The organism is Bacillota bacterium, assembly GCA_012842395.1.
In the GTDB taxonomy this organism is placed as follows: Bacteria; Bacillota; SHA-98; order UBA4971; family UBA4971; genus UBA6256.
This window is the reverse complement of sequence record DUSX01000009.1, coordinates 181,818-206,127: the sequence shown is the minus strand read 5'-3', so window position 1 is coordinate 206,127 and position 24,310 is coordinate 181,818. Positions and strand designations below refer to the sequence as shown.

General features: G+C 61.6%; 17 protein-coding genes. 7 read left to right on the top strand and 10 right to left on the bottom strand.

Features of this window, described 5'->3' with window-relative positions; translation table 11 throughout:
• The first annotated feature begins 7 nt into the window (after window positions 1–7).
• Complete coding sequence (locus GX515_04345) at window positions 8–1,159, top strand: restriction endonuclease (protein ID HHY32246.1); 1,152 nt, start codon at window positions 8–10, stop codon at window positions 1,157–1,159.
• A gap of 276 nt (window positions 1,160–1,435) precedes the next feature.
• Here the strand turns inward: GX515_04345 and GX515_04340 are convergent, their stop codons facing one another.
• From GX515_04340 to GX515_04315, 6 genes are all read right to left on the bottom strand, one after another.
• Complete coding sequence (locus tag GX515_04340) at window positions 1,436–2,641, bottom strand: diguanylate cyclase (GenBank protein HHY32245.1); 1,206 nt, start codon at window positions 2,639–2,641, stop codon at window positions 1,436–1,438.
• A 157-nt stretch (window positions 2,642–2,798) separates the two neighbouring features.
• Window positions 2,799–3,962: an aminopeptidase P family protein gene (locus GX515_04335; protein ID HHY32244.1), complete on the bottom strand. Its 1,164-nt coding sequence runs from the start codon at window positions 3,960–3,962 to the stop codon at window positions 2,799–2,801.
• A 65-nt stretch (window positions 3,963–4,027) separates the two neighbouring features.
• Entirely contained in the window at window positions 4,028–5,638 is a 1,611-nt protein-coding gene (locus GX515_04330) for an amidohydrolase family protein (GenBank protein ID HHY32243.1), read from the bottom strand.
• 6 nt (window positions 5,639–5,644) lie between these two features.
• On the bottom strand, window positions 5,645–6,559 hold the full coding sequence (locus GX515_04325; GenBank protein ID HHY32242.1) for an ABC transporter permease: 915 nt from the start codon (window positions 6,557–6,559) through the stop codon (window positions 5,645–5,647).
• Between the two features lie 31 nt (window positions 6,560–6,590).
• Window positions 6,591–7,550, bottom strand: a complete 960-nt coding sequence (locus GX515_04320) for an ABC transporter permease (protein ID HHY32241.1) — start codon at window positions 7,548–7,550, stop codon at window positions 6,591–6,593.
• Between the two features lie 342 nt (window positions 7,551–7,892).
• On the bottom strand, window positions 7,893–9,419 hold the full coding sequence (locus tag GX515_04315; protein ID HHY32240.1) for an ABC transporter substrate-binding protein: 1,527 nt from the start codon (window positions 9,417–9,419) through the stop codon (window positions 7,893–7,895).
• 947 nt (window positions 9,420–10,366) lie between these two features.
• Between GX515_04315 and GX515_04310 the strand changes: the two genes are divergently transcribed.
• From GX515_04310 to rsgA, 3 genes are all read left to right on the top strand, one after another.
• Window positions 10,367–11,422 (top strand): hypothetical protein, encoded by a 1,056-nt coding sequence (locus GX515_04310; protein HHY32239.1) that lies wholly within the window; start codon window positions 10,367–10,369, stop codon window positions 11,420–11,422.
• 731 nt (window positions 11,423–12,153) lie between these two features.
• The gene (locus GX515_04305) at window positions 12,154–12,390 is read left to right on the top strand and encodes a hypothetical protein (GenBank protein ID HHY32238.1); all 237 of its coding nucleotides are present in this window, start codon (window positions 12,154–12,156) and stop codon (window positions 12,388–12,390) included.
• Window positions 12,383–13,345 carry a ribosome small subunit-dependent GTPase A gene (rsgA, locus tag GX515_04300; GenBank protein ID HHY32237.1) on the top strand — a complete coding sequence of 321 codons (963 nt, stop codon included), beginning with the start codon at window positions 12,383–12,385 and terminating at the stop codon, window positions 13,343–13,345. Before GX515_04305 ends, rsgA begins: the two co-directional genes overlap by 8 nt.
• A gap of 27 nt (window positions 13,346–13,372) precedes the next feature.
• Here the strand turns inward: rsgA and GX515_04295 are convergent, their stop codons facing one another.
• From GX515_04295 to GX515_04280, 4 genes are all read right to left on the bottom strand, one after another.
• The gene (locus GX515_04295; protein HHY32236.1) at window positions 13,373–15,058 is read right to left on the bottom strand and encodes an NAD(P)/FAD-dependent oxidoreductase; all 1,686 of its coding nucleotides are present in this window, start codon (window positions 15,056–15,058) and stop codon (window positions 13,373–13,375) included.
• Between the two features lie 213 nt (window positions 15,059–15,271).
• On the bottom strand, window positions 15,272–17,230 hold the full coding sequence (locus GX515_04290) for a PDZ domain-containing protein (protein HHY32235.1): 1,959 nt from the start codon (window positions 17,228–17,230) through the stop codon (window positions 15,272–15,274).
• Window positions 17,231–17,392: 162 nt separating this feature from the next.
• The gene (gene glpK, locus GX515_04285; protein ID HHY32234.1) at window positions 17,393–18,940 is read right to left on the bottom strand and encodes a glycerol kinase GlpK; all 1,548 of its coding nucleotides are present in this window, start codon (window positions 18,938–18,940) and stop codon (window positions 17,393–17,395) included.
• Between the two features lie 1,178 nt (window positions 18,941–20,118).
• Window positions 20,119–20,556, bottom strand: coding sequence for an Rrf2 family transcriptional regulator (locus tag GX515_04280; protein ID HHY32233.1), 438 nt, complete (start codon window positions 20,554–20,556; stop codon window positions 20,119–20,121).
• Window positions 20,557–21,040: 484 nt separating this feature from the next.
• Between GX515_04280 and GX515_04275 the strand changes: the two genes are divergently transcribed.
• The 3 genes from GX515_04275 to GX515_04265 all read left to right on the top strand — a co-directional run bounded on the left by GX515_04275 (window position 21,041) and on the right by GX515_04265 (window position 23,843).
• Window positions 21,041–21,373 carry a rubredoxin gene (locus tag GX515_04275; GenBank protein HHY32232.1) on the top strand — a complete coding sequence of 111 codons (333 nt, stop codon included), beginning with the start codon at window positions 21,041–21,043 and terminating at the stop codon, window positions 21,371–21,373.
• 457 nt (window positions 21,374–21,830) lie between these two features.
• On the top strand, window positions 21,831–23,024 hold the full coding sequence (locus GX515_04270) for a hypothetical protein (GenBank protein ID HHY32231.1): 1,194 nt from the start codon (window positions 21,831–21,833) through the stop codon (window positions 23,022–23,024).
• Window positions 23,025–23,309: 285 nt separating this feature from the next.
• Entirely contained in the window at window positions 23,310–23,843 is a 534-nt protein-coding gene (locus GX515_04265; GenBank protein HHY32230.1) for a rubrerythrin family protein, read from the top strand.
• The last annotated feature ends 467 nt before the right edge of the window (window positions 23,844–24,310 follow it).

Below are 24,310 nucleotides of genomic sequence, written 5' to 3'. Positions count from 1 at the left end.
TGACGAGATGTCCTTCTCTGAGGGAGAGTCTCTTTGGCGGCACTATGGGACTCAGGTGAATGTGGATTTCCCGACACCGAAGACTGACAACCGGTGGCGCTTGACCTCCCAAGGATGGGTAGGTTTCATCCCCCTGACGAGCGATCTGGGCATCCATCTTGTCCCGAAGGTGCCCGTGGCAAACCTCTTCTACATGCTCGAATACGCATACGACCTCAAGGGTCTTCGCTTTCTCGAAAACACCGTCCATTGCCGTACTTTACAGGAGTTCTACAATTCTCTGGCAAAGACTCTCGCCCTCAGAATCCTGAACCGCGAAAGGAAAGGCCTTTACCGATCGTACCGGGACGAGCATGAGGTTCTGAAATACCTGAGGGGACGCATAGACCTCGCGAGACACGTGACAAGACCCTGGTCGATCGCGTTTGATTGTGAGTTTCAGGATCACCTGGCCGATATCGAAGATAACAGGATCCTTGCGTGGTCACTCCATCTCATAGCCCGTAACCAGCTGTGCTCAGAGGAGGTTGCCAGGATCTGCCGCATAGCCTATCGAAGGATCCGCGCATCTGTAGGTCTCCAGCCCTTTAAGGGACGAGACTGCATCGGACGAACGTACAATCGGCTCAACCAGGACTACCAACCTCTTCACTCGCTGTGCAGGTTTTTCCTTGATCACAGCGGCCCCAGCGCCCTCGCGGGAGCGGAGTACCAGATGCTCCCATTCCTCATCAACATGCCGAGGTTGTTCGAGCTTTTCGTGGCCAATTGGCTGAAAGCGCGCCTGCCTCCTGAGTTCAAGGTCCAGCCCCAGGAACAAGTGGTTGTAGGTACTTCCGGCGAGCTGGTCTTTAGAATGGACCTCGTGCTATACGACCTTGAGCGTGGAGGCGTTTGCTGCATCCTGGACACCAAGTACAAGGTTTCTGACACCCCGTCGACTCAGGACATAGCGCAGCTATTTACCTACGAATTGGCAAGAGAGTGCGACCGCGCGGTCCTGGTCTACCCCACGGCTTCCATCAAGCCTTTCGAGGACTCGATTCAGAACAAGCGGGTCAAGTCGATGGCATTCGCTCTCGAAGGCGAAGATATGAGAGAATCAGGCGAAGGTTTTCTCACACAGCTTCTCTCGTGGGTCAAGGATGGATCAGGATGATTGTCGCTGACATAGTAGAAAGCAAGGAACCCTTGGCGATGTTCCGGATACTCCTCTCACACGGTCATGATCGGCGCAGCTCGCCCCGGATTACGGCACACACCCGGTGGCCGCTGCCCGCGTTGGCGAGGCGCGCTGGCACCGGGTGTGTGCTTGCGGCCCGCAGGTCGCACCCCTGGGTGCGGCCTACTGAACGGACATGGCTATCGGGCCCGCCCACCAGGATCAGCCGATCAGCCGTTCGTTGGGCTCGCCCATCAGGCCCAGTCACTGGGTCTAGTACCACACTTCCTTCAAGACGCGCAGGATGTTCAGCCCGAGCACTTTCTGAATGTCCTCGGTGGAGTAGTCGTGCTTAACGAGCCAGCGCAAGGGGTTCTTCGAAGCCTCGGTGGGGTTCTCCATGCCCTTCACGTACTCCACCTCGTCAAAGTGCTTCACGCCCTGTGTGCCCTTGGTTGAGAGGTGGGCTGCATAGGCGTGATGCAGGCCTACATGGTCGCCGTACAAAGTGTCCGGCCCAAACGCCACGTGGTCGATGCCAACGAGGTCTTTCACGTATTCGAAGTGCTCCATGTACGACTCGATGGTGTGCGTCCTGTTCTTCTCCGTGAGCGTCGTATGGGGCGCCGCCTCGATGCCGATGACGCCTCCCTTGTCAGCACAGGCCTTCAGCACGTCGTCGGGGAACAGCCTCTTGCTCTCCCACAACGCCCGCGCGCCCACGTGCGTGAGGAATATGGGCTTCTTGCTCGTCTTGATGACGTCCAGAGTGGTCTTCACGCCGCAGTGGGAGCAGTCGATGGCCATGCCGATCTTGTTCATCCTCTCGACCACTTGCCGCCCGAACTGGGTCAGGCCGCCGTCGTTGTCCTCGCGCAGCCCGGAGCCCAGCGCATTCGACTCGCTGTACGTGATCCCCATGAGCCGGACGCCGAACCCGTAGAGGATGTCCACCCGGTCGACCTCGTTCTCAAGCATCGCCGCGCCCTCGATGGCGGGCACCAGCGCGATCTTGCCCTCGGCGTGCGCGCGGTAGATGTCATCCACCCGCTCGCAGCGGATGATGAAGTCCTGGTGAGCGATGTCGGAGAGCCTCATCCCGAGGTCGTAAAGCACGTCGCGCCACTTCCAACCGGCTTTGGAGGTGATGGTGCATGTCCCGTCCATCATGTTATCGAACACGCAGTCAAGATAGGACTGGGACAGCCCCTCGTACGCTGTCCGCTCCCTGCCCTCACGGGCGTACTCGAAGAGGTCACGCTCAAGGTCTTCTGGGAAGGCCACGGGGTGATCGTGAAGGGATATGATGATTGAGTCACGCGCTATCTCCTCCACGCGCCTCTCCTGCTCAGGAGTGAGAGGAACGAGGTACTCCGGGACGCGCCCGATCTCCTTACACAGGACGAAGTCTCTGTAGTCCACCCCAGGTTCGAGGTACTGGTACGCCTTGTAGCCGTTGTACCGCTTGTTCAAACCCATGCCGCATTCCTCCTTCTTCATATTGCTGCTTTCAACCTCGACCGTCGGGTCCATTCGAACGACGCGCGCCGCGAGCGCGCCGTCCCCGGAGGGCAACACCGATAGCCCTAGGCGGGGCCCCTCCGCCGGAAAGTAGCGTGAACTTTCTGCGACATACTCAGATGTCTATGATGAGGTGTTCGATGTCGCGCGGATAGGACGTAAGCCTCTCCGGACCCGCCTCCGTGATGAGCACCGTGTCCGAAACGCGGTACCCGCCGCCGCCGGGCACGTATATCCCTGGCTCGCTCGACACGACCATCCCCGGTCTCAGGATGGTGCCGTCGCCGTCCTCGATCCACGGCGCCTCATGGTTGGAGATGCCTATTCCGTGTCCCTGCCGATGTTTCACATACTCCCATAGGCCCGCCCGGCGGAGCACATCAAGACAGACCTTGTTGGCGTCCTTACACGGGCGGCCCGGCTTGAGAGCCATCGTGCCGGTCTCCTGTGCCTCCCTCACCGCCTCGTACATCCTCCTTTGCTCGGCGGACGGGCTGCCCACGAAGACGGTCCTTTCGCTCTCGGCGTTGTACCCGCCCACGATGCACCCGAAGCTGAGTATCAGGTTCTCGCCGCGCTTTATCCGGCGCTTGCTCGGAAGCCCGTGCGGAAACGCGGATCGCTCGCCCGAACACACCAGCCCACCAGCGATGCCTGAGACGTAGACTATGGGGTCCAACTCGTCAAGCATCCTGTCGACTGTCCTCCTGACCACCTCTTCGAGGATCTCTATCTCCGAAACGAGCCCCCGCTCCTTGACGACCCGCACCCCTTCCTCCACCATGAAGTCGGAATACAGGGCCGCCTTGCGGATAAGTTGGATCTCCTCCTCGTCCTTCACCAGGCGCATGCCGGCGATGATATCCCCGGCTTCCCTCCAGTCAACGCCGGGCAGCGCCGCGCATAGCGCCTCTTTATAGCCCACAGGAATGTTGCCTTCGTACGCCAGCCGCTTGTTGCCGTAGCCCAAGTCTGCAAGACGGCCGCACATCCACGCCAACGGGTCGACAACGCCCGGGTACTCGAAGTAAGTCTCGATGTTGGAGTCCCAGATCTCGCGTATCTGGTCCTCCTCGAGCTTCGGTATGAAGAACCTGGGGCTGTCCTCTTCGGTGCCTATGAAGACCCCGATGGGCCGCTCCGTCGGAAAGTGAAAGAGACCCGTGAGATACCAGATGCTCAGGTGGTTCAGGATGAATAAACCATCCAGGCACCTATCCGCCAGCTCCTGCCTGCATCGCGCTATCTTGCGGAGATAGAAAGGTCTCGTCAGCCTCATTGCGTCGTCACCTCCTCTCGAATGACATCACAGACGAGCTCGGGCGGCCCTGGGTGACCCGCATCCTAACGCGTGACGGGTCGCCCCGGAAGCGCGTCGAGCTGCCGGCCCTCTGCCATGACGATCGTGCCGTTCACGATCACGTAATCCATGCCGGTCGCCCGCGTGTAAGGGTTCGAGTAGTCGATCTCGTCCGCGGCCGGGTAAGCAAAGGCATCCGGGTCGAAGACTATCACGTCCGCGGCCTTGCCCTCTTCCAGGACGCCCCGGTCTCTTATGCGGAATTGCTTCGCGGGGAAGGAGGTCATCCGCCGGATGACCTCTTCGAGCCGCACGCCCGCGCGCCGGGCCTGCCTCATAAAGGTGACGTTGCATCCGGGCCGCATGAGCTCGTACCATCCTTGGGGATCCCAGTCCTCGACCATCAGGATATCGGTGCCAGGCGAAAGCCATGGATACCGGATGACCTCGTCCGGCGGGAAGTCCGGCGCGGCGTCCTGTCTATCTTTGCCGAACCAGAAAGTGACTTCCCTCCCCTTCTCCAGCAGGAGATCGAAGATGAGGTCCGGCGGGCTCACCGAACGCGCGCTCGCGACATCCGCCACGGTCCTTCCTTCCAGCGAGGCGTCGCCCGTGTTCACGATATATACCTCCGCGGGATCGTGCGTGAAGAAAGGCTCCTGATGCACGAAGAGCCTGCGACCCTCCGGCGTCCGCATGGCGTCCAGCACCCCGTCGACGCCCACGTCGAAGTACTCAGGAGACATCGTCATGATGAACTGGACGAGGCGGTCGCCGCGAACGAGATGCCCTGTGCTCCTCGGGATCGTGTCGGCCGCCACGTCCTGTCCTTCGGCGACGGCGTCCGCGATAAGCCTGTATGCCCCGGGCGCCCCCATGTGAAGGTGCGAAACCTGGACCCTCGCGCCTGAACGCCTGCCGATCTCGATGGCTTCCGCGGTCGCAGCCTCGATCCCGAGCTGATATCGAATATGGGAGGCGTAGGTGGCGTCGTATTCCGCCAGCACTTCTGCGAGCTCGACTATCTCGTCCGTGTCCGCGTACTTACTGGGAATATACGCCAGCCCCGTGGACATACCGAGCGCACCCTGTTCGAGGCCCTCCCTTACGAGCCTCTTGAGCTCCTTGCGCTCGTCTTCGTTCGGCGGCCTGTTGATGGCCCCGCCCATGACCGCCCAGCGCAAAGTGCCGTGTCCTAGCAAGAACCCGTGGTTTATGGCAGTGCCGCCGGCTGCCGCGAGCCCGGCGATATACTCAGAGAATGAGTTCCATCGGAAGGGCGTGGGGGTTTCCCGGAACCTCTGTGTGATGAGGCCGTTTCTGTATTGGTATTCCAGCACGCGGTCGGTACCGTACGGGGTGACTGAATGGCCGCAGTTCCCGTTTACAGCGGTGGTGATGCCCTGGGCCACATACGCCTCGGTGCGCGGCTGGTGCAGGATCAGGAGCTCGAGGTGGGCGTGGGGATCCACAAAGCCCGGGCAGACCACCTTGCCTCCCGCGTCGATGACGGTCTTTGCCTCTGCAATGCCCGCTGCTCCTCTGGCGACGAATGCTATCTTGTCGCCCTTGATGCCGACCGCTCCCATGAAAGCGTCTTTCCCTGTCCCGTCTATCACCCTGGCGTTGGTGACGAGGATGTCTAGGGCTTGCAAAACACCTTACCTCCTCTTCAAACGTGGATTGAGGATCTCGTTGATCGCCATGCCGAGGAAGTTCGCCGACATGACCAAGAGCATTATCGCAAGGCTAGGGAAGAGAGTGTGCCACCATGCAGTGGCGAACGCGCCGCTGCGGTGCGCGTTTTCGAGAATCCGCCCCCAGCTCCACTGGGTGGGATCGCCCAGCCCGAGGAAGCTGAGGCCCGCCTCGGATATCACGGCCGTGGCGATGGTGAGCACCATATTCACCATAATCGGCGGGAACACGTTCGGCAGGAGATGTTTCAGCAGAATACGCGCGTCGGTGGCGCCCATCGCCCTTGCAGCCTCCGTAAACTGCTGCTCGGCCACGGAGAGCGCTTGTGCCCGGACTACGCGCGCCGTAGACGGCCAGCTAAAGAAGCCGATCACGAGTATGATGTTCGTCAGGCTCGGCCCGAGCACGGCTCCCAGGAGTATCATCAAGGGGAGCACAGGCAGGCTCAGGAAGATGTCGATCACGCTGGTAGCGAAGGCGTCCACGCGCCCTCGGTAAAACCCGGCAAATAGCCCGACGGGGACGCCGATGGCGAGCGAAAGCATGGTCGCGGCGACCCCCACGAGCATCGATACTCTCGTTCCCCAAATCACCTGCGCCAGTATGTCGAGGCCCATGTCGTCTGTGCCGAAGGGATGGAGCCTGCTCGGAGGCAGGCTCATCTCATCCAGGTTCCCGTATCCCGACGGGTAAGGCGCCAGGGCCGGCGCAAAGATGGCCACCAAAGTCATCAATGCGAGAACCGTCAGGCCAATCGCGCCCAACGGGTTCGAAATGAGCCGCCTCATAACGCCCGGCGCGTGAGCGCGGGCCCCGTTCTCGCGGGCATCGACGCAAGCTGCATCAACGTTTGCATCTGCATCTGCTGCTGCGGACATTGCCTTCACCTCGCTCATGCGTCAAGGCCCCTCATGCCTCGAACCTGACCTTGGGGTCTAGATAGGCGTAGGCGAGGTCCGTGAGAATGTTCGCCAGGATGACCGTAAAGGCAAGGATTATGAACGTGCCCTGCAACACGGGATAATCGTGCTGCGTGACAGATTCGTAAATGAGCCTCCCTACCCCCGGATAGGCGAAGACAGACTCCGTCAGCACCGCGCCACCAACCATGGACCCGAGCTGAAGACCTATCATCGTAACCGTCGGCAAGAACGCGTTTCGCAGGGCGTGCCTGAATATCACTCGGTTCTCGGGCACCCCTTTCGCCCTTGCGGTTCGGACGAAGTCTTCCCTCAGCGTCTCGACCATCCCCGTTCTAAGAAAGAGAACGTAGCTCGCGAGGTTGATTATGGTGAGCGTGGTCACGGGCAACACCAGGTGCCTCGCCACGCTGGACACGGCCTCCCATCCCGTGACCCCTATGTCGCACGCGCCCCCTATGGGAAACCACGGAAGCGTGTACCCCAAGAGGTAAAGCAGGGTGATCCCGAGCCACGGAACGAAGATCGAGTGTCCCGCGATGGCGAAGGCGTTGATGACGCGGTCGCAGGCCCCTCCACGCTTGACAGCAGCTACCACCCCGAGCGGCACCCCAATGAGAATGGTCAGGATGAAGCTCGTGCCCATGAGGAGGAGGGTCCAAGGAAGCCTCGACCAAATGACAGCCGCGACGGGCGTAAGCGAGCGGAACGACACCCCGAGGTTGCCCTTGAGTAATTGCCCCACATATGTCAGGTACTGGACCCACAGCGGCTTGTCCAAGCCGAAGTCGTGTAGTATCTGCTGGCGTATCTCCTCGGTCATCCTGGGATCCATGAGCATCGTGGCTGGATCTCCGGGCATGACCCTCACTATGATGAACGTCAAGGTTACCGAGACCGCGACCGTTAGAAGACCGCGCAGGACGCGCTTTAGCATGTATCGGCTCATCGGCATTCCCTCCGGTGGAGGATAACGGGTGGACCAACGAAGCCACCAAACCGTGGACTCAGGCTGTCCCCATCGGAAGTCTCGTCCCGGCCAGACACGACGCCTGAGTCCACGGCTATAGGCTCCTGGTGCAGTTTTCGAGGTAGTCCGTCGCGCGCACCGTCAGCAACCATCAACAATCAGCAGGTCGCGTGCATCGCCGATCGCCACCGCGGGCGCCCCCGGTCACGAGCCTTCGGAGGCGAAGGCCGTGGGCCACGCCACTAGCTGGCAGTGGCGAGCGGCGAGCGAGCAGCGAGCGTTGTGCGTTATGCGGCAGTTGACCGTGCAGCGCATGCCCTCCTAGTTCGCCAGATGGACCACCGACAGCGACTGAGGATCGACGAGCCCTCGCAGATCGCTCGGGAACAGGCGGTAACCCGTGAACCGGTCACGATACCCAAAGTAGTACTGCTCCACATACAAGGTGACCTCTGGAACTAGCTCGTGCAAGCGTTCTTGAATCTTGAACACCCTGTCACGCGCCAGATTGACATCCCCGGTCTTCCTCGCTTCATCGAGCAGCTTGTCGAGCGTGGGATCGTTGGGACCGGACTCGTTGATTCCTCCCTGGCCATAAGTATCAGAGTGGTACAGCAGGTAGAGGTAGTCGGCGGGCTCGTCCATGATGCCCCAGCGGCCCAGCATGAGGTCGAAGGCCAGCTCTTTCCTCTTCGCCAGGTACGCGTTGCGCTCCATGCCATCGGGCACGACCTCTATCCCGATCTTCGCAAGGTCGTCCTTGAGTATCTGCATTACCTTGGGTTGCTGAGCATGTCCGGAATCGTAAAGGATCCGTACTCTGAGCTTTCCGCCGCCTTTGGAAGCCGGGACCTCCCTGACCCCGTCGCCATTCGTGTCTTTGTACCCAGCCGCGTCCAGAATCCGTTTTGCCTGGTTGAGATCGTACGCGTAGTCCTTAACGTTGGGGTTGTGCCAGAAGTCGAGGACCGGGGACACGGCCGTTGCGATAGGAAGCCCGTTTCCCGCGAGGACCATCTTGTTGATTATGTCCTTGTTCACCGCATAGGCTATCGCCTTACGCACCTGCACGTCTGCCAGGAACGCGGCCTGCTTCGAGTGCAGGTTGAAGATCATGTATGCATACCCGAGGCTCGGGCCTGACACGACATTGATGCCCTTCGTCCTCTTGAGGTCGGGCACGGACGCGGGCGGTATGGACTCTGCGGACAGGTCCACTTCTCCTTTCTTTAACGCCAAGATCAAGGTGTTGATGTCGGGATAGATTTTGAAGATGACCTTGTCAACAAGCGGCGGGCCAGACTGGACAAAGAACCCTTGCTTCACCGGCGCGAGCTCGTAGTACTGGCCACGCTGGTATTTCACAAGCGCGAAGGGGCCTGCACCTATGGGGTTATCGTTTGCGAACTGCTTCGGGTCCTGAACCTTTGCCCAGATGTGCTTGGGCACGACTCGGAGCCAGAAGCCCGCGCTCGGCGCAAAGCTCACGCTCGGCTCCTTCAGATAGAATTGCACGGTGTGCGCGTCTGGGGTGACGATCTTCTCCACAGAGGAGAACAGCGAGGCGTTGAAACCTATGTTGTACTTTACCGTGATGTCGACCGTGTACTTCACATCCTCGGAAGTGATCGGCGTGCCGTCCTGCCACTTCGCATCCTCTCTCAGCTTGAACCACGCCACGCGGCCGCCGTCGGAATAGCCCCATTCCTTCGCGAGGTAGGGTACCTTGTTCGCCTTTTCATCCATCGCAAGGAGGCTCGGGTACATCAGATCTAGAATCCATGACGAGGTGATGCTGTTGGACACCAAAACGTTGAAGGTATCTACGTCGGTCGTGGTGCCGATCACGAGAGTGCCTCCACGCTTTGGCGATTCGGCTGCGCTTGCTCCAGGTAGCACACACAATAACAACAGGCCTGCTGCGACTATGGTCGTCAAGAGCGACCGGCGGAAAGTTTGCTGCATGTCTTCCCCTCTCCTCCCATCTACTAAGTTGTTGGGAGGTAGTATAACACGATACTGGCCGCAAGACAATGGGGACAGGCTAAGTCGAAAAGTTGAGTTACATTAGCAACATATGTGTACAATCGCCCCTCCATCCGCGTCAGGATGAGCCCGCCGTCACCGGTTGGCAAGACTCGCCGTTGTACGAGGGGCGGCTGCCAGATCATGCCACAGGCAGAGGACCAGGCGCCGCCCGGTCGTCCGGCGCCCGGCTTGATCGTGGTAGGGATGCCGGTGGTTGCACGACGGGGCGTGGAGAATTCGGCTGCCTCGCGCGCCGAATTCGAACGAGGCGTGCCGCAAGGGCGCCGTCCCCGGAGGGCAACACCGGCATCCCCGCACGGGATCCCTCCACCGGAAAGCAGCGCGAACCTTTGGCACCATACCTGGTGGCGCAGGAGATCGACCGAGGTCTTGAGGTAGGAATGCGGAGACCTCGCGTCCGGTTGACATTTTGGGGCTCCAGCATCAGAATGAAGCCAGGTAAGTAATGTCAAGACGGGCGGTGACACTCTTTGCCTCTGCCGACGTCACTCTTTGTCGTGGCCCGCAATCCCAAGCCCGACACGCGGCTGCCTTACCTCTTATACCTCCCCGTAGCCGGCGAAGAGCCGCTGGTGCTTGCAACGTCTGATGTATGGCCGCACGGCCGGGATCTTTTCTGCCTCCAGTTGGGGGCGGAGAGCTGGCCGGCGCAACTGGAGGTGCTCGATACAGCTCCCGTTCAGTCGTGCTGGCGGGCGGGCAAGGCAGTCCATTTGGTATTGAAACGACGCCAGAGACGTCGGTCCATGTTCATCTGGACGGAGAGTCGCGGGCGCACACTCGTGTTCTGGCGGACCCAGCAGACAATGCAGGCCGCCCGCCCGGGGATCAGGGTGCCGACTGCAAGGGGCTTGGAGAGGCGCACGCTCTCGGTCGCCGTGGACTACCGGGAACGTTATCCGTGGAAATTCCCGCGTCAGCACGCGAGCACAGAGCGAAGGGAGCTCCCGGTGGGAGATTACGGGGTGTTCTTCGGCAACCGGCTCGTAGCAGCGGTAGAACGCAAGTCGATAGGAGACTTGATGAGCGCCATCTCATCGGGCACCCTGCGCATGCAGCTGGCTGAGCTGAGCCGCCTGCCCAGAGGCATTCTGGTGGTGGAGGGACGGCTCAGCGCCTTGGTGAAGGCCGAGAGAGAGGTGGGCATCTCTCCCGGATGGCTGCTCAATGTGGTAGCCGCGCTGCAGGCGGAGTACCCCGCTGTGCAGTGGCTCTTCGCCGAGACGCGCAGCATAGCTCAGGATATCGCATACCGATGGCTTTCCGCGGCTGTGGTCGTGCTCCGCGAAAGATTCCAGGTCGAGGGCTGCTTCGGCGAGGAGGGCTTGCCGCAACCGCCCTCGACGTCGAGCTCGCAGTCTCCTGCCACGTCGCCGTCGCCTGCGTCATCCCTTTACGAGGTTTACAGGACCACGCCTGCCGTGAGGTCTTCCACGGCAGGCACCGGTGCCGAGGCTGCCACCGCCGTCTTCGACGGACGGGCTCCGATGGACGGATGGGCCGGGTGGAAGCCCGGACCTTGGGCCGGAGCGTCGTCCGCCGGTGCCACCGCTGGCGATGCCACTGCAATCTACGTCAGGGATCGCCTCGGACGCCGCCGCGAGGCCGCGTCCATGGCCTCTCAGGGTCGTGTCTGGACCGTGAGAGACTACTGCCAGCACTTTCAGGTCAGCACCGCAACGGCGTACAACGACCTTGAGGCCATGGTGCGAGACGGCGTTCTCGTCTGTGCTGGTTCAAGGCGGCCGAAATGCTACATTTACCCGAGTCGGGAGCCCGCGAAGGGGCCAGTAGGGCCTTAGGCAGCCGCGGAGCCGCAGAGCCACGGAGTCGCGGGGGCGCGCCGTTGTTGACATTGTGCCTCTCCGGTGTTACATTGGTGTCGTCTGGATCATGCTTCCGGAACGGAGGTGGGTTGTGTGAAGAGGGTCGTTGAACATGTATTTGTTGTTGGCACAATCTGCCTCACCCACCTTGCCGCCGGGGGCGCGAAGGGAAACCCAGGCATGAGCGGGAACCCCTGAAGAGAAGGCACCGGGTTCCAGCCTACGACTCGCCTGGCTTGAGTCTCGCGTTGTTTGAGCCTGTTTCCGTTCTGCATGCCCGCCGTGGCGGGCGTTTCTTTTTGCTCGGGGATCTCTCCGATCTGGCCGGCATACGTGCGTGCGCTGGCGAACGGCGACGCGCCCTCGCGCGGGCGCGGAGCTCGCGCGGAGCGGACCGAGAGTGCAGAGGTGACCCCTTTGGGCCGTGGGTGAGGCATCGCCCGCGGCCCTTTTGTGTACAACGCGGCCCTTTTGCGTACAAACCGAGACCCGGAGGGCCCGAGGACCGGAGAGCCCGAGGGCATCTGGCCGCAAGGCCGGCGGGAAGGGTCGAAGTGCCCGCGAGCGCGCATGCGAGCGCGCAGGTCGGCAAACCTTGCGAGGCGGTCCCGGTGGCAGCCGGTGTCTCCGGTTCGCCGGTGGAAGGGCTGAAACCTTGCAAGACGGTGATCATGCTCTAGCACGATGGTCATGGAGGTCATGTAGCGGTGACAAATAGATTGACCAAGCACCAAGTATCAGGAGTGAAAAAGGACCTCGAGCAAAAACGCAATCGGACCAAGATGAAAGAACAGCTCAAGGCACGGCGTCAGGAGAAACGCGCAAGGCGCCACGAATCAGGGCGTCGCGACAGGGAAACCATTGAGCTCATCGAGGAGTTCCTCGACGACTTCGGCGAAGGCTTCGAAGGCGACGGCGACGGGGAGGCAGAGTCCGATGACTGAGAGCACGTTCCAGGGGGATCCGTCCCGTGCCTCGGTCCCGCTGGATACGCAGGAAAACCTCCGGCAAGGTCTAGTCCTTCAGATCGGAAACGACATCTACCATGTCCTTGTGGAAGGCAGGCCCATCCTTTGCACGATCCGGCGCAAGTTGGTGAGGGAGACGGGCAGAGCCACAAATCCGGTCGCCCCAGGCGACCTCGTCCACCTTGCCCTGCTCGACCACAACAGGGGTGTGATAGAGAGAATCGAGAGGCGGCGAAACTCGTTCGGACGGAAAGCGGCGGGCGAGCGTCCCGGAGAGCAAGTCATCGCAGCGAACGTGGACCAGATCGTCATAGTGTTCGCCGCGGCGGAACCCGCGTTCAGGGCGCGAGGTCTCGACCGTTACCTGGCCGCAGCCGAGCACTCCGGCATTCCCAGCATCGTGTGTCTCAACAAGATCGACCTCGTATCTCCCGAAGACGCGAGCAACATGGCAGCACCTTATGAAGAGATCGGGTACCGCGTTCTTCGCACGTGTGCCAGAACGGGCCAAGGCGTCGACGAGCTCAAGGCCGTCCTCGCCAGCGGGATCTCTCTTGTGGTGGGGCCTTCGGGGGTCGGAAAGTCGTCCCTGCTCAACGCGGTCGAGCCGGGCATCGGCCTCGCCACGGGCGAGGTCGGCAAGACCACGCACCGAGGCCGGCATACGACCACCGCCTCGCGGCTCATCCCGCTCACCGGCGGCGGTTTCGTGGCGGATACCGCCGGAATGAGGGAATTCGGGCTATGGGAGATCTCGGCCCGCGACCTTGCGTCGTGCTTCCGAGAAATGAGACCGTACATCGGAAAGTGCCGGTTCTCCGACTGCGCCCACATTTCAGAGCCGGGATGCGCCGTGCGCGAGGCCGTCGAGTCGGGGTCCATACGACGCTCGCGTTATGAACACTACGTGAAGCTGATGCGGGGTGGTTGATGAGGGTCCGCGGGCCCGCGGACCCTCTCAGCTGCCGGCTTTCTCCACGCGCTCCGGCACAAGGGTTACAAACGAACGTCCGTAGCGCCGGCAAAGCGACCGCACCAGCCTCCGGCCCGCCGAGGCCGCCGTGGAGAGGCCGATCATGCCGCACGCCCACTGCCCGGCCATGAAGAAACCGTCTAATCCGGGCAAACCCGTCATGAAGGCGCCCTTTAACAAGGCTCCCATGGGATTTCCTGGAGGCATCCACGCCTGTAGCCCGCGCCAGTTCCCGGTATACCGTTCCACGGTCAGGGGCGTGGACACGTCCGTAACCTCCACGTGCCTGCCCAGCTCCGGAAAACGCGTTTCGAGCAAGTCCAAGACCTGCGCGGCGACATCTTCCTTCACGGCGCGGTAGGCGTCTTTTCCGCCGGACTTCAGAGACTGCCAGAAATCATACCTGGCCTCGAGCGGAACCTTGATCACGGATTTACCCCGCGGGGCCATGCTTGGGTCGAAGTTGAGGATCTCTATGCCGAGCCTGTCCCGCGCGTGGCCCGCGATCTCTACAGGTTTGTCGAGGAGCAGGACAAGAGCGTGCGGCTCTCGCGAGAGATCCAGGTCCACCCCGAAGTACACGTGCAGCGCCATGTCTTGGCTTTCGGGCGCCGCGGCGTAGTAAGAACGCACAGCCTCATTCACGTAGCGGCCTTCCAGCATGTCGAAGATCGTGCCGTGTCCGTCCGCGGCGGAGACTACCACATCTCCTCGGCGCTCCGAGCCGTCCGCCAGACGAACGCCGATGGCCCGTCCGTTCTCTGTCAAGATCTTCGCCACCCTCGACTTGTAATGAACCTCACCCCCAAGGGCACGGTAGCGCCGCTCTATAGCGCGGGCGAATGCCAGCGAGCCGCCGACGGGCCAGCCGCAGTCCCCGCGGCTCATTCCCGCGATCATATTGAGGTGCGCGCCCGTCGGAGTCGCAGGCATGTCATACTGGACATAAGGGAACGCCCGCCGCAGAAAGGGGTCAGAGAATCGCTTGGCGAATTCGGTGAGGGTGAGCTTCATCCACTTGGCCACTTTGCCGATGTGGGGGATCATCCCCAGCACACCGCGTGCTCCGGAGCCTGGCATGCTGAGGAGATCGAAACCCCCAAACGCGCGGATACCTTGGATGTACTCGTCGATGACCTCCTTGTCGCCTGGGGCTAGCTTCTTCAGGTCTCGTTCAAGCTGCGCGATGTCGGGTCCGATGGTAAGAGACTTGCCGGAAGGGTCCTCGACGCGGACCAGCTCTTTGTAGTGGTACACGGGGCAACCGCTTGCGCCGGCCCGGTCTGCGCTCGCGGGATGCGTGCTGGGCCCTAGATTCTGTGGTGGACCCTGTTCAGCTTCTGCCACGGTGGTTTCAGCTGTGGCCTGTGGATGGGTCTGCGGTTGCAGAGCGCCCAGCTCCAGCCACATCCGGTAGTACCGCGAGCTTGGCGCCGTCCCAGAAAGATTGTGGATGCAATAATCGAACGTGTAACCCCCGCGCGTCCATGCCGTGCACAGCCCGCCCGGCTTGTCGTGCATCTCGAAGATCTCCGTCGAGAAGCCGTTCATCTGGGCATAGCATCCAGTAGAAAGCCCCGCTATGCCGGCCCCGATGATCAAAATCGAGGGACCCATGCCCAACACCCCTCTCACGTACAGCCTACCAGCGATCTGGACCGGAGCCAACAAGTCGCGGGACTGCTCTCAAGCCTTCTCCCAAGGTCGCAACGACAGTGGCGAAAGAGACACCAGCAAAAAAGATACTAGCGAAGATGTATTGCGATGCACTGATATTCCTCTGTGATATTCCTCTATTATCGAGTCAGGTCCTGCCCACCACCGCTGAATTCTCTCTACCTCAGTCCGTCCAGGATGCGGCGCGAATTGCGCCTCCGCCTCGCGTCACGGTGCTGTCACGGACAGCGCCTGTGGGGAACGAGAGCGAAGCCATTCCAACACGGGGTCGCGTCCCTCTCGAATGTCCTGGACGGTCGTGGGGATATGGATGTCCGGATAAAGCGCATCCGCGGGATCACGAGCAGGATCGGGCCTGACGAACCAGGTGGTCGACACGGAGAAACGCCAGCCGGTGTTCGGCATGGAGAAACTCAGCGTGTCGCCGTACTCAGTAGGTGTGCCGCCCGTCGGGGCTCCAATCACCCTGGCAAGGCGGTTGTCTTGTAGAATCGCCGCGAAATCCACAGCGGCGCTGAAAGAATGCCACGAGGTCAGGACGTAAACCTCGCCACGGAAGAGCTCGCTCGCGCGCGCTCGAGGCTGGATCGGATGGGGGAGCCAGCGTCCGTTGAAGAACGTCTCGCCTAGCCACGTAAGTAAGCGAAGCCAAGGACCGCGCTGCCGGGCTAGCTGCGGCGAGCGGCGGGTGCTGCGGGACGGAGCGCGCAGGTCTCCGTACGTGTATGGCAAGTATTTGAGAAACGCGCCCGCCACCATGGAATCGCCCCCGCCGTTACGTCGCAGATCGACAGCGACCCTCTCGACACCGTCCTTTCGGACCGCGGCGAAGAACTCGTCCACGGCGCGGCGGTATTCTCTGGTGTTGCTACATTCATCCAGCCAGAACAGGCCGAATCCCGCGGACCCGTCGACGGTCCAGCCGAACCACGGCCGCTCCCTCTCTCCGGACACAGGCACGCCGCCGAGCGTCACGCCGATCACGTAGGCCGTCTCCGTAGACCCGGTGCGACCGGGGCCCTGTGCGAATCTGGGCATCGGACGGATGCTGAACTCGAGCCGCTCGCCCCTGCGCAGCACTTCCAGGGCCAGCGCCCGCCCCTCCTGACCGCATCTCTGGACCGCACGAGCGAGATCGTCCGCGGAGTGGACAGTGGCCCCGTCCGCCGCGAGCACCCTGTCGCCTGGTTTCACACCTGCTTCAGCGGCCGGCGAATCAGCCCCCCGGCCGGTTGCCGGGTCGGTACCGGACACGATCCCGGTGACTGTGAGTTCGTCCCATATCGGGACGTCCACGGCAAGCACCCCGCCGTTGCCTGCCGCGTCCGCCGCGCGACGAACTACCATCTGAACGATCTCTTCCCGCTGAACAACCTCTTCCCGCCCAGACGCCTCTTCAACTTCGCATCCCGGTGCCGCGCCCGCATGCCCCCGCGCAGATACAAGTCCCAAGCCCTTCAGGACCAGAGGACTTGCTAGGTACCTGCCAGCGAGAGCCTTGACCCAATAGAGGTTTCCGTGGGGAACCCAGGCGCAAAGCTCCTCCAGCAATTGCTGGGGCGTGCGGCCGCCCAGGGTCACGAGCTCGTCCCCGGGCCGCACGAGAAGGTCCGGATCGAAAACGCCGCTCACCACGACTCCGTCCTCGGCCCATGTGAGTTGTACGGGCAGTACCCCAGCAGTGCCTGGGAGCCACACGCATGTGTGGGCATCCCCCAGGGACACCATGACCGCAGAGACGAGAGCAAAGAAGCGCCAGGAGGGCAAGGGCTCGCTCAGCTCCACCTTGGCCGCCTCCACTCGCGCCGCGAACTCCTCCGCAGCGGCACGACCCTGAAGGGATCGGCCGCTCATAGCGGGATGGACCTGCCGTACCACTGAGCTTAGGTACTCAAGGTCTTCCAGCATGTCTTCCGGCTCGAGCAGCGTCTCTCCGCCCCATCCCAGGGCAGGCACTTCATTCGAATTCTGAAGACCTGACCCCTTTGTAACCGCGCCTGTCGCAGCACCGGGCTCATCTGATAGCAGGGTAACGAGCCCCGCTGCCACCGATATGGCAACGAAAACTATGAAAAGGGCTGTGGCTCTGTTCCGATCTCTCCGGTCTCCTCGGTCTCTCCAGTCTCTCCGGTCCCTTCGGTCCCACCGGTCCCTCCGCTGGCTCAATTCTTCGCGCCCCTTCTGTCCCTTCTGTATGTCCCACATACACTCTCGTTTGACCATTCTCGCCAACGCTGGCGTCTAGTCCTCGCCTGCACCAGCGGTATCGGCGGCGTCTGCGGTGTCTCAGTGGCCCTTCCTAATCTATCCTTGTCTTCATCCTCATCCTCATCCTTGTCTATCCTTCTCCCAACCCCGGGAACGAGCCACCGCCTCCAACCAGCCGCTGTACAGCCGCTTGCGTTCTTTCTCCTCCATGGCCGGCTCGAACCGCCTCTCGGCACGCCAAAGTCCGGCCACCTCTGCCCTGTCCCTCCAGAACCCCGTCGCGAGGCCCGCGAGATACGCCGCGCCGAGCGCTGTGGTCTCCGTGACTTGAGGTCGCTCCACGGCGACGCCAAGAATATCAGCTTGGAATTGCATGAGCAGGTTGTTGCGCGCCGCGCCGCAGTCCGCGCGAAGCGACGCGAGTTGGATGCCGGAGTCCCTCGCCATGGCCTCCACGACATCCCGGGATTGGTAAGCTATGGACTCCAGAGTCGCGCGAATGAGGTGATCTCTGCTCGTGCCGCGCGTGAGCCCCACTATCGTGCCGCGGGCGTACATGTCCCAGTATGGCGCGCCGAGCCCCACAAAAGCGGGCACGACGTACACGCCGCCCGAGTCGGGCACGGCCGCGGCCCGCTCCTCAGACTCGGCCGCGGTCGCGATGAGCTTGAGTTCGTCCCTCAGCCACTGGACGGCAGCCCCCGCAATGAATACGCTCCCCTCCAGCGCGTACTCGACCTTGCCGCCGACGCCCCAGGCTACCGTGGTGAGAAGGCCGCCCTTCGAGCGCACGGGCTGATCACCCGTGTTCATCAACACGAAACAGCCTGTCCCGTATGTGTTCTTGACCATCCCTAGCTCGAAGCACGCCTGTCCGAAGAGGGCCGCCTGCTGGTCCCCCGCGTCCCCAGCGATCGGGACGCGGGCTGAGTGAGCGGAGGCCGTTGCTGCTGGGCCATCGCCGTCGGAGCACAGGATACCCGGCTCAGTCTCGCCGTACAAGTATGAGGAAGGCCTTACGTCGGGAAGCATGGCTCTGGGGATGTCAAGGTAAGCCAAGATCTCGTCGTCCCAATCAAGCGTGTGTATGTTGAACATCATGGTCCTGGAAGCGTTGGAATAGTCGGTCGCGTGCACACGTCCCCCCGTGAGGTTCCAGATGAGCCACGTGTCCACCGTGCCAAACAAGATCTCGCCCCGACGCGCCCGCTCGCGCAGCCCCGGGATATTGTCGAGGAGCCACTTCACCTTGGTCGCGGAGAAGTATGCGTCGATGACGAGACCGGTCTTCTCGGCCACCTTCGCGCTCCATCCGCCAGCCTTGAGGCCATCGCATATGGAAGCGCTCCGGCGACACTGCCAGACGATGGCGTTGTAGACCGGCTCGCCGGTCGCGCGGTCCCAAAGGATCGTGGTCTCGCGCTGGTTCGTGATGCCGATGGCAGCGATGTCCTCCACCTCGAGCCCCGCTCTGGTGATGGCCTCCCGTGCCACCTCTATCTGAGTGCGCCAGATGTCCATCGGGTCGTGTTCCACCCAGCCCGGCCGCGGATAAATCTGCGGAAACTCCTTGGCCGCGAAGGCCACGGGCCGTGCGTCGTGGTCGAAGATCATCGCCCGGGAGCTCGTCGTGCCCTGGTCGAGCGACATGACATAGTGCCCTCTCATCTGTCGGCCCTCCTCAACGTGAACGTGGTCTAGGGCGGCATCGTCTTCTGAGTACGTCGTCAAGAGTTCGTGCTACCGGGCCCGCAGGTCGGCTCCGTTTGGAGGTCGGCCCCGGCCGCCCGGGATCTCAGACGTTTCTCGAATTCCAAAAGCACGCAGCCGCGCCGGGAGCGCCGAAACCCTCTCAGGCGTCAGCGCGGTATTGTCCTGACGCGTGGTGTTCGACAACGGCGTTCGCACTTCCTTCCAACACCAGCGGGTCCTTCGTGAAGAGTTCCGTAAGTCACGCGTTCATGGTTCATGTGTGGTGTGCGTCATCCCTGCAGTTCGATCCGTGACTCAGGTCAAGAACCCTCTGCGATACGTGCCGTGCGTCAGTTGTCGAGGACGGACGCGTGGTGCAGATCACGCGTCCGTCCCGAGCAGTTCCTCACATCAAGTCTTGTGTGCCGTCGCGTGACGCACATCACGGACCTCTCCCGAACCATTCTGCACGGCATGGCTGCGGTGCGTCCGGTGATGCACATCACAAGCCCCGTCCGCATCAATTCCCCACGTCACCCGTCCAGGAGGACCGTTGCCGTCCGTCATCCTCTCCACCTTACCCGTTCCACACATGACGCACGAGACCACTGGACTTCCCCGGTGACTGCCAACCCGCGCGGCCCCATCGACGGCTTTGCGGGCTTCGGCCTTCAACTGGGCTAAGATGGCATATTCCGGCACAAACCAGCGGTCTCGTGGCGACATACTTAGTCAGCCGCTCGTGTCCTCGCGGCCGTCACCGCTTCCCCTGACCACGTCCCATGGCTTCAGTGCTGATTGCCCCCATGCCCGCAACCCAGGTCGGCCCGGCGGTTGGGCTGGCTCGGCCGGTCCGATCCACCAGAGCGATTGCGGTCAGGTCCATCGACACGGCCGCGCCCGCGGCCCCCTAGCGCATATGCGGGTGTGAAGCAGCAGTAGCCTATCTCATCGCACTTGTGCAGTATGTCATCCCACACCTTCGGATCGCGAATGGCTCGGAACGCGGCCGGATACAGTATCGTGTTCTCCTTGAAGATGTGGTCCCTCAGTCCGAGCATCTTCATCCGGCACCGTTCCGTCGTTTATCCCACGAAGCACACTTGCGAGTTCCCTGATCCTCGACACAGACGTTGACGACGTTGACGCCGACATCATTGTGACCCTCCTTCACTGTCACTGTTTCCTCTGCTTTCAATCAGCGCTGCAAGCGTCGTGCTCTCCATCACCCTGTCGACCTGTCTCTGAGCGTTCACCCATACCGGCCAGAGCGGGCATCGCTCTCTCCTAGGGCACGGGTAGCGCTCGTCCACGCACGGCTTGATCTGGAACCTCTCACCCGCAGTCTCGATCACGTCTTTAATGGTGATGTCTCTTGGGTCCGCAATCAGTCTGACCCCTCCCCCTGCACCCCGCGCGGAGGCTGCCCATCCCCTTTTGGTAAGGAGCGCCATGAGCTGGGGCATGTATTTGGGCGGGATGCCTTGTCTTTCCGCCACATCCCGGGAAAGTGTGTATCCTGACGCTCTGTTCGTTGCGAGGTCGACTAGTATCAGAAGGAGGTACTCAACCTTGCTCGTGATCACTACCATCGCCTACCAGATTACTTACTCTCTTACTTATAATGTAGGGCTTTGAAGTTGCTTTGTCAACCCTTTTGGAAGGTCTCTTGCCATTTCCATCTTGCACCGTCCAGGGCCACCCGGTCATCGCCCGTAAGTTGCCCGCACCCGCAGATGAAAGATCCCTCTTATTGACGTGTTGGCGTCGGCCCAGCACGTTCACCGCACGTCCGGGCATCTGGCTCCAGTTCCCCGACCCCGAGCACCTGTGTTCATCCGGCGACGGCTAACGCGCCGCGGCAGGGGCAACCGTGGACATGTGCTCGACAGGCCACCGCATGGATCACGTGCCTGAGTTTTGCCGCACTGAAGGGTTTTTCGCTCAGTTGCAGAAGTCTGTGTGTGGCATGTGTAGCCGACATGTGTGACCGACTGGATCTCTGTGCTGATCCGCGATTGCAAGTCCGCGACCGTTCCAAATTCGCAATACACAATACAAAGGAGGTCGTCTACTGTGAAATGGCGTTGCCAGGTGTGCGGATACGTTCATGATGGCAATGAGGCCCCGGAGCGATGCCCCAAGTGCGGAGCCCCGAAGGATAGATTCGTGGAGATCGATCCGGCTGCAGCGGAGTTGATCGAGCGGTCGAGGAAGGGCAACGGTCTCCTTTGCAAGTTGATCGCCATCAGTGAGGATCTCCTTGCCATAGCGGACATAGGCACAGAAGACAACCTCGATCCCACCTGCGTGCAGCTCTATAAGCAGCTGAGAGTGAAAGCGACCGAGCTTCGCCAGGCCGCAAAGGCCGAGATCGCCGCGCACATGTCAAAGGGCAAGTGGGGTTGAGGAGAAACGCGTCGCGTCACGTGATGCCCGTCGCGTCATGTGACGCACGTAAGTAATAAGTAAGATGGTAAGCCGGACGCGTACGAAATCAAGGTGGGAGGAGGATCGGCGGCACAGGTGCTAATGCACCGACAGGGGGCGCGCAAACGCACCTTTCCTGGAGTCTCAGTGCCAGGTCAGGGTGACGCGACAAGGGGCTTGTCCCCATGTGTTGCGAAGCCGGGCTGTTTCTGCGACTGGTGCCGCGGGAGACATGAAGAAATGGCGATGTAGAGTATGCGGATACATCCATGAGGGGCCGGAGCCCCCTGACGTGTGTCCGGTGTGCGGAGCGCCTAAGGAGGAGTTCGAGGAGGTCATCGAGGAGGCCGACGCCACCCAGAGGAGCGCGTCTGAATCCGATAAGTCGAGGCAGGACGTTACGTCGAGCAGTCGGCCCGGGGAGGATTCCTCCTCTATGAGCACGGTAAGCACGGCGCGCCAAGGCCCGTCGTCATCGCCTGTCGCACCGACCGCCGCGGCCGGCGACAGCTTGAAGGGCGCTCTTTATTCCCTAAGCTACGGGCTCGTCGTCGTGACGTCGCGAAAGAACGACAGGTTCAACGGGCAGGCTTGCAACACAGTCATGCAGATCACGAGCGAGCCAGTACGGATCGCCCTCGCGATCAACAAGCGCAACCTCACGCACGAGTTCATCAATGAGAGCAAGGTCTTGGCAGTGACGGTCCTCGGCAAGGACAATCTTGACCTCGTGAGGCGGTTTGGATTCGCGTCCGGGCGAACTACCGACAAGCTCGCGGGGGTGGAGTACACTCTCGGCACCGAGACGGGCTGCCCAATTCTCAAGCAGGGGATCGCGTTCCTTGAGGCGCGCCTCGCGCCTGGCCTCTCGGTTGATGCGGGCACGCACACGCTGTTCCTGGCGGACGTGGTGGGAGGCGGAACGCTTCGCGATTCCGAGCCCATGACGTACCACGACTATCGGGAGCTCAAGAACAAGTCTCACTCACAAATGCACGCGGCAGAGGAACAAGACTCCGGACAGGGGCAGGGGCAACGGCCAGGAGATGCACAGAGCCAAACCCAAGGGCAAAGCGAGGATCGCGAGAGCGAGGACCACGACCGGCAAAACGTCATAGCCGCCTTGAATCTCGAATACGGGGCCAATAGGAGATACCAGTACCAGATCGAAAGGTTTACCGACCCTGGGCTCGTGTCGGCTCTGCGGGGCATCATGTTGACCGAGGGAGATCACATAGAGAACAACCTCGGATATCTTACCCGCAGTCTTGACGAGAATGGCTGGTCATGGGCGTTGCTCAACCTCAAGCTCAACCTCGAGTTCGAGGAGACAGCGCGAGATACGTACCGCAAGTTCGCGTCAGAAGCCAAGGACCCGGAGCTTGCCAAGATGTTCAAGAGCCAGGCCCAGTCAGAGCAGGGCCACGTGAACATCTTCCGTGAGCTGATAAGCGAGATCGAGGGAGGCAGCCGCCCCGTGCGGCTCTATTGCCCCTTATGTGGATGGGAGATGGATTTCGGAACCTCACCAGAGCCGGGCACGAAGATGCGCTGTCCCAAGTGCGGAGTGATAGTCGGGCTCGGCGTGGAAGATGGCCAGTGGGTCGCGGAGTTGGAAGGCCGAGGTTGACGGACTACGGTTCGCGTCGCAGGGGTGCGGTCCTTGGCGCGGTCCTTGGATGGCAGGGCCGCAAGGTTGGCAACTCTGGACGGCATGTGTGGCGCAGAGTAGAGTAATGGAGTGGAGTAGACTCCTCGCGACCTGCATATGGGCACAAGTCGGCTGAACACCAGGACGATCCTGCGCGGTTCCACTGGGCTACGTTGCTGTACCATGGTAACATCAGGGACTCCCATAACGGGGCCCGTAACGGGGCATGGTACCCGATCAGCAGATTATGGAGGTGCGGAAAGCATGGAACTCAAAGGCTCGAAGACAGAGGCCAACCTCAAGGCCGCGTTCGAGGGTGAATCACAGGCCAGGAACAAGTACACGTTCTTCGCGTCAGTCGCCCGCAAAGAGGGCTACGAGCAGATCGCCGCCATTTTCGAGGAGACAGCGGCCAACGAGAAGGAGCACGCGAAGCTTTGGGCAAAGGCTCTGGGAATGATCTCCGACACCGCGGCCAACCTTGAGGAGGCCGCAAATGGCGAGCATTATGAATGGACCACTATGTACCGGGAGTTCGCGCAGACCGCGCGCGAAGAGGGATTCGAGGATCTCGCCCGGGCCTTCCAGGAAGTCGCCGAAGTGGAAGAGGCCCACGAGAAACGTTATCGGGCTCTTCTGGAGCGCGTGCACAGCGGAACTGTCTTCCGTCGCGACCGGCCGATCAAGTGGCACTGCAGGAACTGCGGATACATTCACGAAGGCACTGAGCCGCCCGAGGTGTGCCCGGCCTGCGCCCATCCGAGGTCGTTCTATGAACCGCTTGCCGAGAACTACTGAGGCGCCGGTTCCAGCGCCCACCCGTCGTGCATGATCCGCTCCCCTGCGTGTGGACTCGCCTCTTGACGAGCGCACGCTGGCTTAACGAGGCGAAGCGCCGGTTAGTGTCCTCTTTTCGATAAATCGGGGGTGCCTGTGACGTGGGTTCTATCCAGGCCACCGGCATCCCCAGAGGCCTCGAGCGTTCGTGCTCTCTGCCCCCCTCGGGCCCGCCGGTCGCGCTTGCGACAGGTCGGCCGTGGGCCACGTGCGCGAGCCACTCCTGCGCGAGGATTTGCACGATTCCTTGTCTGTTGCGGAGGCGGATAGCAGTAAATCGTGCATCACCGATGTCATAACCCATGTCGCTGTGAGTCGCTGTGATGTGATTGATGTGATCTGGAGGGGTCCGCGGCGCGACCCCTCTTCCTCGACCTCGATGCCCCCGATTCTCATGGAACCGCAGAGTGCTCCGAAGGCCTCCAGCC

What these genes read in the sequence shown, in the direction of transcription:
- GX515_04345 (HHY32246.1), top strand. Translation starts at nt 8, where the DNA reads ATGTCCTTCTCTGAGGGAGAGTCTCTTTGGCGGCACTATGGGACTCAG.
- GX515_04340 (HHY32245.1), bottom strand. Translation starts at nt 2,641, where the DNA reads ATGGGTTTGAACAAGCGGTACAACGGCTACAAGGCGTACCAGTACCTC.
- GX515_04335 (HHY32244.1), bottom strand. Translation starts at nt 3,962, where the DNA reads ATGAGGCTGACGAGACCTTTCTATCTCCGCAAGATAGCGCGATGCAGG.
- GX515_04325 (HHY32242.1), bottom strand. Translation starts at nt 6,559, where the DNA reads ATGTCCGCAGCAGCAGATGCAGATGCAAACGTTGATGCAGCTTGCGTC.
- GX515_04320 (HHY32241.1), bottom strand. Translation starts at nt 7,550, where the DNA reads ATGAGCCGATACATGCTAAAGCGCGTCCTGCGCGGTCTTCTAACGGTC.
- GX515_04310 (HHY32239.1), top strand. Translation starts at nt 10,367, where the DNA reads ATGTTCATCTGGACGGAGAGTCGCGGGCGCACACTCGTGTTCTGGCGG.
- rsgA (HHY32237.1), top strand. Translation starts at nt 12,383, where the DNA reads ATGACTGAGAGCACGTTCCAGGGGGATCCGTCCCGTGCCTCGGTCCCG.
- glpK (HHY32234.1), bottom strand. Translation starts at nt 18,940, where the DNA reads ATGAGAGGGCACTATGTCATGTCGCTCGACCAGGGCACGACGAGCTCC.
- GX515_04280 (HHY32233.1), bottom strand. Translation starts at nt 20,556, where the DNA reads ATGGTAGTGATCACGAGCAAGGTTGAGTACCTCCTTCTGATACTAGTC.
- GX515_04270 (HHY32231.1), top strand. Translation starts at nt 21,831, where the DNA reads ATGAGCACGGTAAGCACGGCGCGCCAAGGCCCGTCGTCATCGCCTGTC.
- GX515_04265 (HHY32230.1), top strand. Translation starts at nt 23,310, where the DNA reads ATGGAACTCAAAGGCTCGAAGACAGAGGCCAACCTCAAGGCCGCGTTC.